The sequence below is a fragment of the Micromonospora sp. NPDC005206 genome (assembly GCF_040608175.1).
Classification (GTDB): Bacteria; Actinomycetota; Actinomycetes; order Mycobacteriales; family Micromonosporaceae; genus Micromonospora.
Map to the genome: position 1 here is coordinate 133,635 of NZ_JBEXHU010000003.1, position 14,958 is coordinate 148,592.

Annotated in this window: 10 protein-coding genes; 9 read left to right on the forward strand and 1 reads right to left on the reverse strand. The window is 71.7% G+C overall.

Annotated features, from left to right (window positions below; all coding sequences use genetic code 11):
* The first annotated feature begins 18 nt into the window (after window positions 1-18).
* The 8 genes from ABZU69_RS04780 to ABZU69_RS04815 all read left to right on the forward strand — a co-directional run bounded on the left by ABZU69_RS04780 (window position 19) and on the right by ABZU69_RS04815 (window position 11,584).
* Window positions 19-876, forward strand: coding sequence for a fused MFS/spermidine synthase (locus ABZU69_RS04780; protein ID WP_354963065.1), 858 nt, complete (start codon window positions 19-21; stop codon window positions 874-876).
* Window positions 877-1,002: 126 nt separating this feature from the next.
* The gene (locus ABZU69_RS04785; protein ID WP_354963066.1) at window positions 1,003-1,695 is read left to right on the forward strand and encodes a sigma-70 family RNA polymerase sigma factor; all 693 of its coding nucleotides are present in this window, start codon (window positions 1,003-1,005) and stop codon (window positions 1,693-1,695) included.
* Complete coding sequence (locus tag ABZU69_RS04790; RefSeq protein WP_354963067.1) at window positions 1,692-2,474, forward strand: zf-HC2 domain-containing protein; 783 nt, start codon at window positions 1,692-1,694, stop codon at window positions 2,472-2,474. The genes ABZU69_RS04785 and ABZU69_RS04790 overlap by 4 nt, the downstream gene beginning before the upstream one ends.
* 204 nt (window positions 2,475-2,678) lie before the next feature.
* A complete protein-coding gene (locus tag ABZU69_RS04795) occupies window positions 2,679-3,326 on the forward strand; it encodes a hypothetical protein (protein ID WP_354963068.1) in 648 nt (215 codons plus the stop codon).
* A gap of 223 nt (window positions 3,327-3,549) precedes the next feature.
* Window positions 3,550-5,613 carry a DUF6541 family protein gene (locus tag ABZU69_RS04800; RefSeq protein WP_354963069.1) on the forward strand — a complete coding sequence of 688 codons (2,064 nt, stop codon included), beginning with the start codon at window positions 3,550-3,552 and terminating at the stop codon, window positions 5,611-5,613.
* Between the two features lie 348 nt (window positions 5,614-5,961).
* Window positions 5,962-7,767 carry a stealth family protein gene (locus ABZU69_RS04805; RefSeq protein WP_354963070.1) on the forward strand — a complete coding sequence of 602 codons (1,806 nt, stop codon included), beginning with the start codon at window positions 5,962-5,964 and terminating at the stop codon, window positions 7,765-7,767.
* Window positions 7,764-8,750, forward strand: coding sequence for a hypothetical protein (locus ABZU69_RS04810; RefSeq protein WP_354963071.1), 987 nt, complete (start codon window positions 7,764-7,766; stop codon window positions 8,748-8,750). Before ABZU69_RS04805 ends, ABZU69_RS04810 begins: the two co-directional genes overlap by 4 nt.
* Entirely contained in the window at window positions 8,747-11,584 is a 2,838-nt protein-coding gene (locus tag ABZU69_RS04815) for a stealth conserved region 3 domain-containing protein (protein WP_354963072.1), read from the forward strand. The genes ABZU69_RS04810 and ABZU69_RS04815 overlap by 4 nt, the downstream gene beginning before the upstream one ends.
* A 21-nt stretch (window positions 11,585-11,605) precedes the next feature.
* Here ABZU69_RS04815 and ABZU69_RS04820 read toward each other — a convergent pair whose 3' ends face one another.
* Complete coding sequence (locus ABZU69_RS04820; protein WP_354963073.1) at window positions 11,606-13,519, reverse strand: stealth family protein; 1,914 nt, start codon at window positions 13,517-13,519, stop codon at window positions 11,606-11,608.
* Between the two features lie 508 nt (window positions 13,520-14,027).
* Here ABZU69_RS04820 and ABZU69_RS04825 point away from each other — a divergent pair.
* Window positions 14,028-14,948, forward strand: a complete 921-nt coding sequence (locus tag ABZU69_RS04825; RefSeq protein WP_354963074.1) for a DNA-3-methyladenine glycosylase 2 family protein — start codon at window positions 14,028-14,030, stop codon at window positions 14,946-14,948.
* The last annotated feature ends 10 nt before the right edge of the window (window positions 14,949-14,958 follow it).

The window sequence follows — 14,958 nt, forward strand, 5'->3', positions numbered from 1 at the left end:
CCGCGGATACTGGTCGGGATGGGACGCAAGCGGGCGGGTGACCGGGTGGTCGAGCAGGTGGACACCGGGCAGGCCGAGCTGATCCCGGATCCGGACCGGCCCGGTTCGTGGACGCTGCTGCTGGACGGCGCCCCGCAGTCGCACGTCGACCTGAACGACCCCACCCACCTGGAGTTCGAGTACGTCCGGCGGCTGGCCGCGGCGATCGACCTGATCGCGCCCACCGGCGAGCCGCTGCGGGTGCTGCACCTCGGTGGTGGCGCGTTGACCCTGCCCCGGTACGTCTCCGCCACCCGGCCCGGCTCCACGCAGCGGGTGTCCGAGGTGGACGGCGCGTTGGTGGAGCTGGTCCGCCGGGCGCTGCCCTGGCCGGCCGATGCCCGGCTGCGGGTCCGGGTCGAGGACGCCCGCGCCGTGCTGGCCGCCACCCGGGACGCCAGCTACGACGTGGTGGTCGCCGACGTCTTCGCCGGCGCTCGCACCCCGGCTCACCTCACCTCGGTGGAGTACGCGGCCGAGGTGGCCCGGGTGCTCCGGCCGGCTGGCTGGTACCTGGCGAACCTCGCGGACGGCCCGCCGCTGCGGCACGCCCGCGGGCAGGTCGCCACGGTCCGCTCGGTGCTGCCCCGGGCCTGCCTGGTCGGGGACGCGGCCGTGCTGCGCGGCCGTCGGTACGGCAACCTCGTCCTGGTCGCCGGGCGGACCACGCCTCCGGTGGCCGAGCTGACGCGGCGGGCGGCCGGCGACTGGTTTCCCGGCCGGGTGGTGGCCGGCGACGAGCTGGACCGCTTCGCCGGTGGTGCTCCGGTGGTGCGGGACGCCGACGCCACCGGCTCCGACCCGCCACCGCCGGGCCTGTTCTCCGTCCGCCGCTGATCTGTCCGCCGAGCGGCAGCGCAGAACTTTTTTCGCGGTTTGTTGATCCGCTCGGGGCGGCGCTGCGTACCACCGGGCGGCCCGCCTGGTGGGCGGCGTTGGTCAACAGACACCCCGGAGGTCTGCATGCATGCGGTGGCGGCCGGTTGGCATGGCGACGCGATTCGCGTGGACTGGATGTCCGCACGTCCCTCGTCGCGGCCGACCTCGTCTGCCCGGGGGGTCGACGGACGACCGCCCGCTCGCCAGAATGGTCCGGTGACGCCGCGACCGGCGCCCGGGCGCCATCAGGCGACGTCAACCGAGGCGAGCCACTCCGACCAGTTGATCCGGCTGCTCTACGCGGAGCACGCCGGTCCGTTGCTGATGTTCGTCATGCGGCTCACCGGGGGGGACCGGCAGCGCGCGGAGGACATCGTCCAGGAGACGCTGCTGCGGGCCTGGCGCAACGCGCACCGCCTCGGCGCGCAGGGGCAGGGGTCGTTGCGGCCCTGGCTGGTCACCGTGGCCCGCCGTATCGCGATCGACGAGCATCGCAGCGAGCAGGCCCGGCCGCCGGAAACGTACGACCGGGACCTGACCGCGTTCGCCGAGGCGGACAGCACCGACCGGGTGCTGCGCACGATGACCGTGGCGGACGCCCTGCGTACGCTGAGTCAGTCGCACCGCGAGATCCTGATCTCGACGTACTTCCGGGGGCGGACGGTGCCGGAGGCCGCCGAGGAGTTGGGGCTTCCACTCGGCACCGCCAAGTCGCGGGTCTACTACGCGCTGCGCGCGCTTCGCACGGCTCTGCAGGAGCGGGGGGTGACAGAATGAGCCGGCCAGACCACATGGACGTCGCCGCGTACGCGTTGGGCGTCCTCGACGAGCAGGACACCGAGCGGTTCGAGGAGCATCTCGCCACCTGCTGGGCCTGCGCGGCCGAGCTGGAGACGATGGTGCCGGTCGTCGGGCTCCTCTCCGGCATCGACGGCGAGACGATGATGGCGCTGGAGCAGGCCGCGACCGACCCGGCGCTGCTGGACCGGACGCTGGTCGCGGTCCGCGCCGATCGACGACGCACCCGGTTCCGCCAGTTGCTCGCCACCGCCGCGGCGGTGGTGGTCTTCGGTGGCCTGACCGCGGTCGGTTTCGTGAGCGTCACCGACGACGAACCGCCGGGGGTGCTCGCCGAGCCGACGCTGAGCGCGCCGGGGAACGAGCCGCCGACGAGTGCGCCGACCGGGGCGCCTTCCGGCCCGGGGGTCGGCGGTAACGAGGAGGAGGGTGACCAGGTCGACGCCACCGACCCGACCACGGGTGTGCAGACGACGATGTTCCTGGTCACCAAGGACTACGGCACCCGGATCAACTTCAGCCTTCAGCGGTTGCCCGGCCCGCTCATCTGCCGACTGGTGGTGCAGCGGAAGAACTCGACCACGGAGGTCATCTCGACCTGGTCGGTGCCGCCTGGCGGCTACGGCACCAACACTCGCCCGCAGGGCCTCGAGTTGAGCGCTTCGACGTCGGCCCCGGTCGCCGACATCAAGCAGATCCAGGTGCAGTCGGTGAACGGTAACGGGGTGGCCAGTCCGCTGGTCACGGTGCCCATGTAGGTTCGCGTACCGCATCGGCGTCGGCCATTATGACAATGGCCGGCGCCGATGCGTCGTTGCATCGGAGCGGTCCGCGCTCGGGCACACGCACGGGCACCCGGATCGGTTCAATCAATTCACGTGAAATTGACCACTGTTACTCCTTCAACCTTGACAGCTCTCCTGCCGTACCTATGGGTGAACTGCCAAGAATGAGGAGGGCACGTGGCACAGATGAAGCGGACCGTCATCGTCGCGAGCGCGATGGTCGCACTAACGGCCTGCGCTCCTGCGGGTTACGACGGGGCGAACTCGAGCGCGGCCGAGCCGGTCGCCGTCGCCGCGGCCGAGCCCACCGCGGCGGCTGAACCCGAGGCCTCGGCGTCCGCGGAGGCTCCCGCCGACGCGCCGCCGCCCGCGGACGTCGACCTGACCGAGCAGTTGATCGGCAAGAAGGTCGCCCGGATGGGCAAGGTGGTCACCGATCAGGACGGCTGGATCCTGTACCGCTTCGACAAGGACACCGCCGACCCGCCCGCATCGAACTGCGTGGACAAGTGCGCGCAGGTGTGGCCGCCGGCGCTGACCGACGGCAACGCGCAGCTCACCGGCGTCTCCGACGACAAGGTCGGCAGCGTGACCCGGCAGGACGGCACCCGCCAGCTCACTGTCGGCGGCTGGCCGGTGTACCGCTACATCGGTGACAAGAAGCCCGGCCAGTGGAAGGGCCAGGCCGTCGGCGGCACCTGGTTCGTGGTCCAGCCGGACGGCAAGAAGAACCTCAGCTGCCTGCCCACCTCGACGCCGAAGGCGGTCGCCCCGCCAGCGGACAGCGGGTCGAACGACGCCGGCAGCTCGGGCTACTCGTACTGAGCCCGGGCGCCACGAGAGCGCGGTGGTCGGTCGCAGCCGGGGAGGGCGCGGCCGGCCACCGTCGTATCGAGGGGCTTCCGGGCTCAGCGGCATGACCCGTCCCGACGGCGGCGCCGACGCCCGGCAGGCAGGCAGGCAGGCAGTGGGTACCGCCCACCGGCCCTTGTTCCGGTAACCTTCCGGCCGCTGCCGCTCTGCGGTAACCACCGGGAGGTAAGAAATCTTGACCACACTCATCGCCCTCCTCGTGGCCGTCGTGCCTGGGGCGCTGCTCGGCTTCGCCCTTCCGCCGGGGCGCTACCGCTGGGTTGCCTGGGCGGCCGCCCCCGCCCTGACTCTGGGCCTGATCGCGCTGACGATGGCCTGGCTGCCCACGCTCGGGCTTCCCGACAGCGCCCTGGCGACGCTCGTCGTGGAGCTGCTCGTGGCCGGCGCCGCGGTCGCGCTCTCCCGGCTGCTGTGCCGGCGCACCGCCGACAACCAGCGGCCGACCGCCGAGCGCGGCGCCGAGCACACGAACGACGACCAGCGCCGCTCACTGGCGTCGCGCCTCCGGATTCGGCCCGTCCTGCCGCGTCGCGCCGACCTGATCGGGGTCGCCGTGCCGTCGGTGGTGAGCGTGGCGTACGGCTGGGCGATCGTGGGGCGACTCGTCGCCACTCCCGGCTGGGACGCGATGAACCACGGCTACATGGCGAGACGCATTCTCGACACCAACAGTGTCGACATCACCTCGGCGTGCAGTTCGGGTTCGACCGATACGGTCACCTCGTGCGAGTTCTATCCGCTGGCGGAGAACGTCGCCTGGGCGCAGGCGACCCACCTGTCCGGCGGGCTGATGAGCACGACGATGACCGCGTGGGCGATCGTCATCGGGCCGCTCGCCCTGGTCGCCGGCATCTACGCCGCCGTCCGGATCCTCCGCGGGGGACCGGTGATCGCGGCCGCCGCCGCCACCGCCCCGGTCTTCCTGGGCCCGATGTGGACCTCGCTGATCTCCGGCCGGGTCAACGAGCAGACCGCTCCCTGCCTGGCCGGTGGGGTCGCCCTGCTGCTCGCACTCGCTCTGCGCGGCCCACACCCGGTACGGCTCGGCCTGCTGGCCGGTCTCGGGGGCGCCGGCATCGTGATGACGCACTCGTACGACGTCCTCTTCGTTGGCGTTCTCGCGCTCGGTGTACTCCTGGTGGCGAGGGGGGCGCTGACCTGGCGCCGCAGCGCGGCGGGCGTCGGGGCGGCCGCCGTCGCGGGCCTCGTCTCGCTCGTGCCCCTGCTCGGCGTCATCCTGGGCGCCGGCGGTGAGCGGATCACCGAACCGCCCGACCTGCTCGGCCAGTGGGGCAAGGCGATCGAGTACTGGGTCACCGATGCGCAACGCTACGTGCTGTGGGCCTACCCGTTGCCGGACAGCTCCAAAGTCCAGATCCACGGGCTGGCCGTTCAGGTTGGCCTCTGGATCGCCATCGCCTGTCTGCTCGCGTCTCCCCTGTCGCTGGTGCTGCCGCAGGTGCGCTGGGCCCGCCCGTGGCTGCTGGCCGGCGTGCTGTTCACGCTCGTCGGGATCTGGACCGTCGCGTCGGGTTCGTCGGCCGCGCGGGCCCTGGCCAGCCTCTGGTACGGCGACAGCGAACGACCCCGTGCGATGATCTTCCCGGTCTACGGGGTGCTCACCGTGGCGGGCGCGATCGTCATCGGGTTGGGAGTCCAGTGGCTGCTCGTGCGGCTCGTCGCCCGCGCCGGGACGCTGCGCGGATCCGCCGCCCCCGCCGCCGTCGCGGCCTCGGTCGTGGTGCTGAGTTTGGCGTCGCTCGCCCTGGTGCCCGACACATGGCGTCCGCTGCGGAAGGCGATGGTGCAGCGGGCGCCGGTCGGGCAGGAGTACCCCCGGGCCTTCGAGTGGCTGGCCGAGCACACCCCGCCGGGCAAGGTGGTCGCGTACGACCGGCACCGGCAGTTCATGAGCTGGTCCTACGCCGACTACGGCACGCCCACCCTGTTCGGCATCCCGCCGCTCGAGAAGGTGGGCCGGGAGAACTACACCGACCGGTGGCGGGCCTTCAGTTGGCTGGTCAACAACAAGAAGGCGCCGAAGAACCAGGGCTGCACGGTACGCCGGTTCGCCATCGAGTACCTGGTGGTGGGCGGCCGCGACTACAAGGGTTGGCCGGCGAACTACGAGCAGGAGCGGCTCGACGACAGCGACCGGCTGACCCTGGTCCACCGGGAGGGCCACGTGCGGATCTACCAGGTCACCGAAGCTGGTCGGGCCTGCTCGTCCGGCCAGTGACGGTTCGCGACCGGCACCGACGGAACGTCATGGATCGCAAAGGCACCATTTGCCCGATGTAATCCGAACGGACAGTTACCCCGAGGTGAGGAGAGGGTGTTCGGGCGGAGATCGCACTGGTACCTTTCCGCTGCGCGACCGGCGTGGTGAGCCGGCCGCCCGTGCGGCATGCCCGCACAGGCGATGGGACGACGTCGACCGCTCACCGGTCGGCGACAGGAAACGGGGGCAAGGCGTGGGACGCAGGGTGATCGTTGCCCTTCCGTGGTCGGGACGGAGTGGCCCGGCCCGCCCGCGCCGCCGGATCGCGAATGACGCGCGTACGCGTCGGAACGGCGGTCGAGGATGATGCTGCGCCCACACCGTATGGTGCCGAAGGCGTACCGGGAGCGACTCATCCAGCTCGTGCCGCCCCAACGGCAGCTCTGGCTCGTCCGTCGGCTGACCCGGGTCACCGTCCGCCGATCCCGGACCGCGCCCGGTGAGGTGCGTCAGGTCCGGGATGTCGACGGCCTCCGGGTGGATGCTCGGGTCGTCGAGGAGGCGACGCCGCTGGCCCTCCGGCAGCGCAACCTCGACCTGGTGACCCGGGCGCTCGACGAGGCCGGGATCGACGGTTTCCACGTGCGTCACGCCGACGACCTGCGCAGCGCGATCGCCGTGTCGCGCAAACACAGGGCGACGGTGCTCAAGGTGCTCGGCCGGGCCACGTCGACCGACGGGGTCACCCTGCGCTTCATCGACGCGGGTCGCCGCGAGGTCGGCGCCAACCACCCCGATGCGATCGCACAGGTCTTCCACGCGGTCACCGACCCCTTCGGCCACACCGTTCTCGGCAGTGCCTTCGCCTGTGAGGTCGAGTTCTGGCGCACGGTGTCGCCGCAGGAGAAGCCCGAGGCGGACCTCGTCGCGCCGCGCGGCAACCAGGTCGCGGCGGCCGTGCCGGAGACGGGCGAGACGATCCGCGTCCCGGCGTCCCAGCTCAGCCGCTTCGTGCCGGCTGGCGGGCCGGCCACCTACCGCACCCGGGCCGAGTTCGCCGGCCTCGGCCACGAGCACATCACCTTCCCGATCGACGTCGTCTACACCTGGGTGGACGGTGACGACAGCGACTGGCAGGCACGGAAGAACGCGGCCCTGCGCGAGCACGGGCAGGCCGAGATCAATCTGGTCGGCGCGCACGCCTCCCGCTACGCCAGCCGCGACGAGCTGCGGTACTCGCTGCGCTCCGTGGTGTCGTTCGCGCCGTGGGTCCGGCAGATCTACCTGGTGACCGACGACCAGGTCCCGCCGTGGTTGGACGTCGAGCACCCGATGGTGCGGGTCGTGCGCCACCGCGAGATCTTCGGTGGCACCGGTCAGCTGCCGACCTTCAACTCGCACGCCATCGAGTCCCGGCTGCACCTCATCCCGGGCCTCAGCGAGCACTTCATCTACGTCAACGACGACATGTTCTTCGGGCGCCCGCTGCTCCCGACCACGTTCTTCCACGCCAACGGCATCGCGAAGTTCTTTCCGTCGCCGGCCCAGTTGGACGTCGGCCCGGCGACCGTCTACGACGCGCCGGTGACCGCAGCCGGCAAGAACAACCGCCAGCACCTCGAGGAACGGTTCGGGCGCACCATCACGCAGAAGATGCGGCACGTCCCGTACCCGCTGCGCAAGAGCGTGCTGGAGGACATCGAGCGACACCTGCCGGCCGAGGTGGTGGGCACCGCCGGGCATCAGTTCCGGCACCCGCAGGATCTCTCGATCCCGTCCTCGTTGCAGCACTACTGGTCGTTCTTCTCCGGCCAGGCGGTGCCCGGGTCGATCCGGTACACGTACGCCGACCTGGCCCACCCGTCTACCCCGGTGAAGCTGGCCAACCTGCTGGCACGGCGGCACTGCGACGTGTTCTGCCTCAACGACACCGACTCGGGCGAGGTCCTCCTCTCCGAGCAGGTCGCCATGCTGACCGACTTCCTTTCGGCGTACCTTCCGTTCCGGGCGCCGTTCGAGCTTCCGCCCGAGGTCGAGGCGGAGCGGGCGAGGATGACGGCGACGGCCCGGGCGGCGACGTACCTTCCGGAGGCCGCCGCGATTCCCAGCTGGCAGGCCCCCACGCCCGGCGGTGTCGACCCGGCGAGCGACGAACCCGGGTGGGTCCGATGAATCCGCCCAACCGGTTGGCACAGCCCCGACTGCTGCAGGCGGTACACGGTGCCCGTCGCCGCGCCGGTCTGGTCACCGACCGGCTCGTCGAGCGGGTCACCCGCCTGCGGCACGACCCGGTCGCCGGGCTGCCACCGGCCGACTGCGACTTCTTCGCCGTGCTCGACGGGCGCACGCTGCACGTGCACGCGGTGCTGCCGGCCGACACCGACCCGGCCGACCGGGCCGAGATCTTCTTCGTTCGCGAGGGCGACACGCTCCGCTGCCCGGCGACGGTCCGGCGGGAGGACGGTCGGCTCGCCGTGGAGGTGGTGGCCCGTCTCGGTGACTCCGCCGACGAGATCGCGCTGGGCAAGGGCACCTGGTCGGTGGGGCTCGCGGTGGACGCCGGCGCGGCAGGTGAGCGTCGCTTCTCCCTGACGGTCGACGAGACCCCGGAGCGGGACGGACCGACCGTGGGCAACCCGCCGCACCCGGTGTCCGGGTGGCTGTACCGGCCGGGGCGCAGCGGCGACGGGCTCGCCCAGCTCACGGTCACCGGCGCGCGCGCCCGGGCCGAGGTGGTCCAGCTCGCGACCGGCCACGCCGAGGCCCGGATCCGGGCCCGGTTCGTCGGCGTACGGCCGCAGGACGCTCCGGCGGTGGTCTTCACGCCGCGGGGCGGTGGCGCCGACGTGGTCGTGCCCATCGCACCGGTCGACGACGGCTTCGAGTTCGTCGTACCCCTCGCCGACCTGGCGCCGGACCGGCCGGGCGAGGAGGTCATCTGGGAGGCGTGGGTGCGCACCTCCGCGACCCGGGTGGTCCGGCTCGGCCGGTTCCTGCACGACCTCACCGACCCACGTACGGTCCTCCGCGTCAGCCGGGCCGTCCTGCCGCTGGACGGCGACCAGTTCGTTGGTTACCGCCCGTACTACACCGCAGCCGGCAATCTGGCGGTGGCCTGCCTCCGCTTCACACGTTTCACGGGGACACCGAGTTGAAGATCACCTTCCTCCTGCTGACCGCCGATGCCATGGGCGGCACGGAACGCGCCATCCTCACCCAGGCCGATCACCTCTCGCGGCGGCACACGGTCGAGGTGATCAGCGTCTACCGCACCAGCGACGAGGGCTTCTTCCAGGCCGACGAGCGGGTGCGGATGCGCTACCTCGTCGACCTGACCGGCCCGACGCCGCGACCGACCCGACCGTCGAGCGTCGACGACGAGACGTACGAGGCGCTGTACCGCAGCCGGAGCCGGTTGATGCCGGCTCGTTGGGAGAAGCAGGGCAGCCGCCTCGCCGACCTGGAGATCGACCGTGCGCTGCGGTCGCTCGACACCGACGTACTCGTCTCCTCCTCGCCGGCGCTGATGGCCATGGCCGTCACGCTCGCGCCGCCCTCCGTGGTCACGGTGCACCAGGAGCACCGGCCGTCGCAGTTGCGGGGCGGGACCGGCGAGCCGCTGTTCCAGTTCGCGCCGCGACTGGACGCGCTGGTGGTGCTGACCGATCGCACCCGGGACTGGTTCGTCGACACCTTCGCGACGTCCTGCCCGCGGATCGAGGTCATCCCGAACAGCATTCCCGACGGGTTCCGGCCCCGGTCCAGCCTCCGCAACCCGGTGGTGAGCGTGGCGGGTCGGATGGTGTCGGAGAAGCGCATCGACCACGCCATCCGCGCCTTCCGCACGGTCGCCGACAGGTATCCGGACTGGACGCTACGGGTCTTCGGCGGCGGTCCACTGCTCGCGGAGATGCGCAGCCTGGCCGCCGACCTCGGTCTGAGTGACAAAGTGCAGGTGCTCGGGCCGACCGGCCGGATGGTCGAGGAGTGGTCGAAGACCAGCATCGCGCTGCTGTCCTCGCGCGACGGTGAGGCGCTCCCGCTGGTGCTGCTGGAGGCGTTCGCGGCCGGCGTCCCCGCGGTGGCGTACGACATCGTGACCGGACCAGCGGAGATCATCACCCACGGCGAGAACGGCTTCCTGGTCAGCTCCGGCGACATCGACGGTCTGGCCGACGCGATGATGAGACTCATCGCGGACGAGCGGCTGCGGCAGGACTTCGGGGCCGGCGCGCTGCGCGCCGCCGAGGACTACCGCATCGAGCCGATCATGCGGCGCTGGGAGGAGCTCTTCGCGGAGCTGATCGCGGCGCGCGCTGACAACGAATCGGCCGGCGCCGACCGGCTCGCCGCGTGGGTCGGACGCACCGGCGGATCCGGCTTCGCTCCCGCAGCCTCCCTCCCCGGCCAGATCACCAGCGGGCCCGACGTGGCGACCATCGAGGGGCGTATCCAGGAGACGGTCGCGGGATTGGTCCGCTCCGGCGGCCGCCTCAGCGTCGTCCGGGACGACCTGACGCCCGCTGACGCCGCCCACGCCAACTTCACCGCGGTGACCGATCTCCTCTGGAGACAGGCCATTCCCTACTGGGTGCCGCGCGACCACGGCATCCGACACCGGGTGGTGGTCGCCCTGGAGCATCGCGACGCGGTGCTCGCCGCCCTCGCGGAGGAGTTCTCCGCCGCGCCCTTCTACGCCGAGACCCTCACCACCGACGCCAAGGTCACGGCCGTGACCCTCGCCGCGTGCCTGACCGCCGAGAGCCGGGCCGCCGAGGCCGTCGGCCTGCGGCTGTTCCGGCCGGTGGTGTCGTCGTCGCGGACCCTCCGGTACGGGCCCGCGCTCGGCTGTGACCTCGAGTTCTGGACCCCGTCGCAGGACGGCTCGGCGCTGGTCGCCACCCGCACCACACTGCTCGGCCCGAGCGTCCCGGTGGCGGCCATGACACCGGCCACCCTGACGGTGCGGGGGCGGCAGCATCCCACCATCGAGCCTTTCAACCACCGGCTGATCTCCGACCTGGACTTCCCGGTCGATGTCGTCTACACCTGGGTGGACGGGGACGACCCGCAGTGGCGCGCGGCCAAGGACCGCGTCCTCGCGGAGCTGGGGCGCGACCCGCTCGCGGCGGCGGACGGGTCGGCCCGTTTCCGGGATCGGGATGAGCTGCGATACTCGTTGCGCTCCATCGACATGTACGCCCCGTGGGTGCGCAACATCTACGTGGTGACGGCGGGGCAGACCCCGACCTGGCTCGACACCGACCACCCCCGGGTCAGCGTCGTGGATCACCGCGAGCTGTTCGGTGGACGCGGCATCCTGCCGACGTTCAACTCACACGCCATCGAGTCGCAACTGCACCACATCGACGGCCTCGCCGAGCACTTCATCTACTTCAACGACGACTTCTTCCTGGGCCGCCCGATCCGGCCGACGGTGTTCTTCGATCCGACCGGCCGGGCGAGGTTCTTCCTCTCGCCGACGCCGATTCCGATGCTCGACGTCGACGCGGAGGACGACTTCAACTTCAGCGCGGCCAAGAACAACCGCCAGCTGATCCGGAACGCGTTCGGTCGTACGCTGACCCATGGCCTGCTGCACGCGCCGTACGCGATGACCCGCAGCGTCGGCAACGAGCTGGATCGGCAGTTCGCCGACGAGGTGAAGCTCACCGCCGCGTCCCAGCTGCGGTCCCACTCCGACGTCTCGGTCGCGTCCTCGCTGCATCACTACGTCGGCTACCTGACCGGGCGGTCCGTGCCGGGCAGCATCCGGATGAGCTACGTCAACACCGGCGAGCCGTTGGAGCACCCGCAGCTGACCCAGATCATGACGACCCGGGGCTACGACTCGTTCTGCCTCAACGACACCCACCACGGTCAGCTCGACGCCGAGGAGCAGGGCCGGATCGTCATGACCTTCCTCGAGAGCTACTTCCCCGTGCCCAGTCAGTTCGAGCGGGGCAGCATCCGCAACCGGGCCCGCTGAGCGGGGACCGCGACACCGCCCCTAACGCGGCGGAAGGTCCGGTCCCCGACGGCGCTCCTCCGCCTGGTGGTCGGCAGGTCGGCCGGCAGCGATGCGGCCGGAGGGCAGGGTGGGCGCGTCCAGCCGGGGACCGACCCGGGGTTTGTGCACCACGGCCGCGTCCGCATGCCTGCCGACCCGGAGTGCGGGTGTCGTCGGCGCGTCCAGCTGCCTGCCGCGCCGGTCGGCACCGCGAGCCTGTCGCCACAGGTCGGTGGCCCCGATCTTCCGGCGTTCGGCGATCACGTCGTCGGGCAGCTCGAACGGGGCCGGGAAGGGCAGGTAGCGCGGCAGGAAATCGGCCAGCATGCTCTCCTGCTCCTGGAACGCGTTCGGGTCCGAGTCGGTGTCGTTGAGGCAGAAGACGTCGCGGTGCCGACGAGCGAGCAACTCGGTGAGGCGGGCGGGCGTCGAGGGGTGACCGAGGTCGGCGTACTCGTACTCGATGTCGCCGGGGACCGCCTGCGCGGTGAGGTACGCCCAGTACTGGTGCAACGACGACGGGATCGAGAGGTCGCCGTGGTGGCGGAAGCGGTGCTGCGCGGTGGCCGTCACGTCCGCCTGCAGGGTGACCTCGATCTGCCGCATGATGCTGCGCCGGAGCACGAATGGCGTGTGCTTCATCTTCTGCGTGATCGTGACGCCGAACTGCCGCTGGATGTGTCGGCGGTTGTTCTTGCCGGCAGCCTTCACCGGCGGGTCGCTCGGCTTCGCCTCGCCCAGCCCGAACTGCGCCGGTGACAGGAAGAACTTCGCGATCCCGTTGGCGTGGACGAAGTGCGTCGGCGGCAGCGGCCGACCGAGGAAGACGTCGTCGTTGAGGTAGAGGAAATGTTCGGCCAGACCGTCGATGCGGTGCAGCCGGGACTCGATGGCGTGCGAGTTGAACGACGACCGACCGCCGAGGTCGGCGAAGAGGTCGGTGTGCGACACGACGGTGACCATCGGGTGGCTCGGGTCGAGCCAGCTGGGCAACTGACTGTCGGTGATCAGGAAAATCCGGCGTAGCCACGGTGCGAAGCTGTGCAGCGAGCGCATCGAGTACCGCAGCTCGTCCCGGTTGTGGTAGCGCGACGTGTTTGCCGCGATCGCGTGCAGCGGGCCATCGGGGGTGCCGAGTGCGGCCATCTTCCGCTGCAACCACTCCGGGTCGGACCCGTCCACCCACGTGTAGACGGCGTCGATCGGGAAGCCCACCCGGTCCGGCGCCCGGACAGCCAGGTCGCGGCGGGTGCCGTAGCTGTGGTCGTCGGCCTCGGGGACGAAATGGCTCAGCAGTGCCGCGGCGACCCGGACCCGTTGCGCCTCGGCGGGCGCCTCGTCGACCACGCCGTTGCGCCGGGGCGCGCGGACCACGTCCCCGTGCCGGCTCCAAAACTCGATCTCGCACGCGAACTGGACGCCGAGGACCACGCCGGCGCGGAAGTCGGTCACCGGGAACCAGACCTGGAACACCTCGGTCGGCACGGCGTCCGGCTGGTCCCGGCCGGGCTTGACCTGCACCACCCGCACCTGGGCGCCCGACAGCGCCGGCGCGGAGCGGATCAGGCGTCGCACCGCCCCCCGCTGGTCGTCGAGGACGGCGACCGTGCTGCGCAGGTGGTCGTCGTTGCGGATGCAGTGGTATTCGATGCCAGCCGACTCCAGGGCGGTGGTGACGGCGGTGAGGTTGCGGTGCCACTGCCGCAAGGGGGTGGCCTTCGCGACCACCTCGGCGCGGGTACGGATGCCGCCGTCGGAGACCCGCACGTGGGCGCCCAGCGGATGCACGGTGTCGGCACCGCGCCGACGGGAGAACGTGCGCACGAGGCCCATCCGCCGGTGCGCGGGCAGCATGCCTAGCAGGGCGCGGCGTACGGGCTGGGGCATCAGGCGGTAGATGCGCAGGGCGATCATGCTTCGGGCCGTCCCGCCGGGGTGGCCACGTCGTTCGCGGCCACCGTCAGCGCTGCTGCGGGACCGTGGCGTCGACCGCCACCCATTCGGACCGGACCAGTACGTACGCAGCCATCACCGCATGCCTTTCCACAGCTCCCCCGTTACGCCGCGCGACGAGTCGACGCGGTAAGGGGACGCTGTGATCAGCAGCGTACGACCCGCAACCGCACCCGCCTCGCTGGCCAGCCAACCCCGCTCCGGTATCGGGACGGAGGGGCCGCGCAGGTGGCCCCGAGCAGCATATTCACCTGCGTGCCATCAAAGAAGCACAGGACGGATACATGGCATACAAGCGATAGTCGCATAAGAATGATTTGCGCCGATCCGCCCGACTAATCCTGGCCGTTCAGCGGGTACGCCGACACCGGGACGGCCGACTGAACGTGCCGTCATGCTTCTCCCCGCGCGGACACGTAGCCGGTATGGCGGTCCGCGGCGGCGATCCGTCACCTGGCAGAGTGGCGGAGTGACCGAGACCGAGCCCGCCGCGACCCGGGTGCTGCACCCGCCGGCCGGCTACCGGCTCGCCGCGTCGGTCCGGTCGCTCACCTTCAGCCCGTACGACCCGTGCGCGCGCATCGCCGCCGGCACCTTCTGGTGGGCAACCCGCACTCCGGACGGGCCGGCAACGCTGGCCCTGCGGCCGGCCGGCGGCGAACTGGTCGCCGAGGGCTACGGGCCGGGCACCGGGCACGTGCTGGCCCGGGCCGACTCGATCGCCGGGCTCCGCGACAACCTCACCGGCTTCGCCGAGCTGGCCGCGGCGCACCCGCTGGTCGCCCGGTTGGCCCGGGAGCACCGCGGCCTGCGGATGCCGGCCACCGGGCAGCTCTTTCCCCGCCTGCTGCGCGCGGTCTTCGAGCAGAAGGTCACCGGCAAGGAGGCGTACCGGGCGTACGCGGCGACCGTGCGGCACTTCCGCGAGCCGGCGCCCGGTCCACTGCAACCGCTGCTGCTGCCACCCGAGGCCGCCGCGGTGGCCGCCACCCCGTACTGGGTGTTCCACCCGTTCGGGGTGGAGCAGCGCCGGGCCGACACGCTGCGCCGGGTCGCCGCGGTCGCCGACCGGTTGGAGCGCTGCGCCGACGCGACCGAGGCCACCCGCCGGCTGACCGCCGTCGCGGGTATCGGCCCGTGGACCGCCGCCGAGGTGATCCGCACCGCCTACGGCGACCCGGACGCGGTCAGCGTCGGCGACTACCACATACCGAACACGGTGGCCTGGGCGCTCGCCGGCGAGGCACGGGGCGACGACGCCCGGATGCTGGCGCTGCTGGAGCCTTTCCGGGGCCACCGGGGCCGGGTCTGTCTGCTGCTGGAGGCCGCCGGCATCCGGGCACCGAAGTACGGCCCCCGCGCGCCGATCCGCTCGTTCGCCCGGTTCTGACCGGCGGCGC

Coding starts and splice junctions, on each gene's coding strand:
- ABZU69_RS04820 (WP_354963073.1), bottom strand. CDS start 13,519: ATGATCGCCCTGCGCATCTACCGCCTGATGCCCCAGCCCGTACGCCGC.
- ABZU69_RS04785 (WP_354963066.1), top strand. CDS start 1,003: ATGCATGCGGTGGCGGCCGGTTGGCATGGCGACGCGATTCGCGTGGAC.
- ABZU69_RS04805 (WP_354963070.1), top strand. CDS start 5,962: ATGCTGCGCCCACACCGTATGGTGCCGAAGGCGTACCGGGAGCGACTC.
- ABZU69_RS04790 (WP_354963067.1), top strand. CDS start 1,692: ATGAGCCGGCCAGACCACATGGACGTCGCCGCGTACGCGTTGGGCGTC.
- ABZU69_RS04780 (WP_354963065.1), top strand. CDS start 19: ATGGGACGCAAGCGGGCGGGTGACCGGGTGGTCGAGCAGGTGGACACC.
- ABZU69_RS04810 (WP_354963071.1), top strand. CDS start 7,764: ATGAATCCGCCCAACCGGTTGGCACAGCCCCGACTGCTGCAGGCGGTA.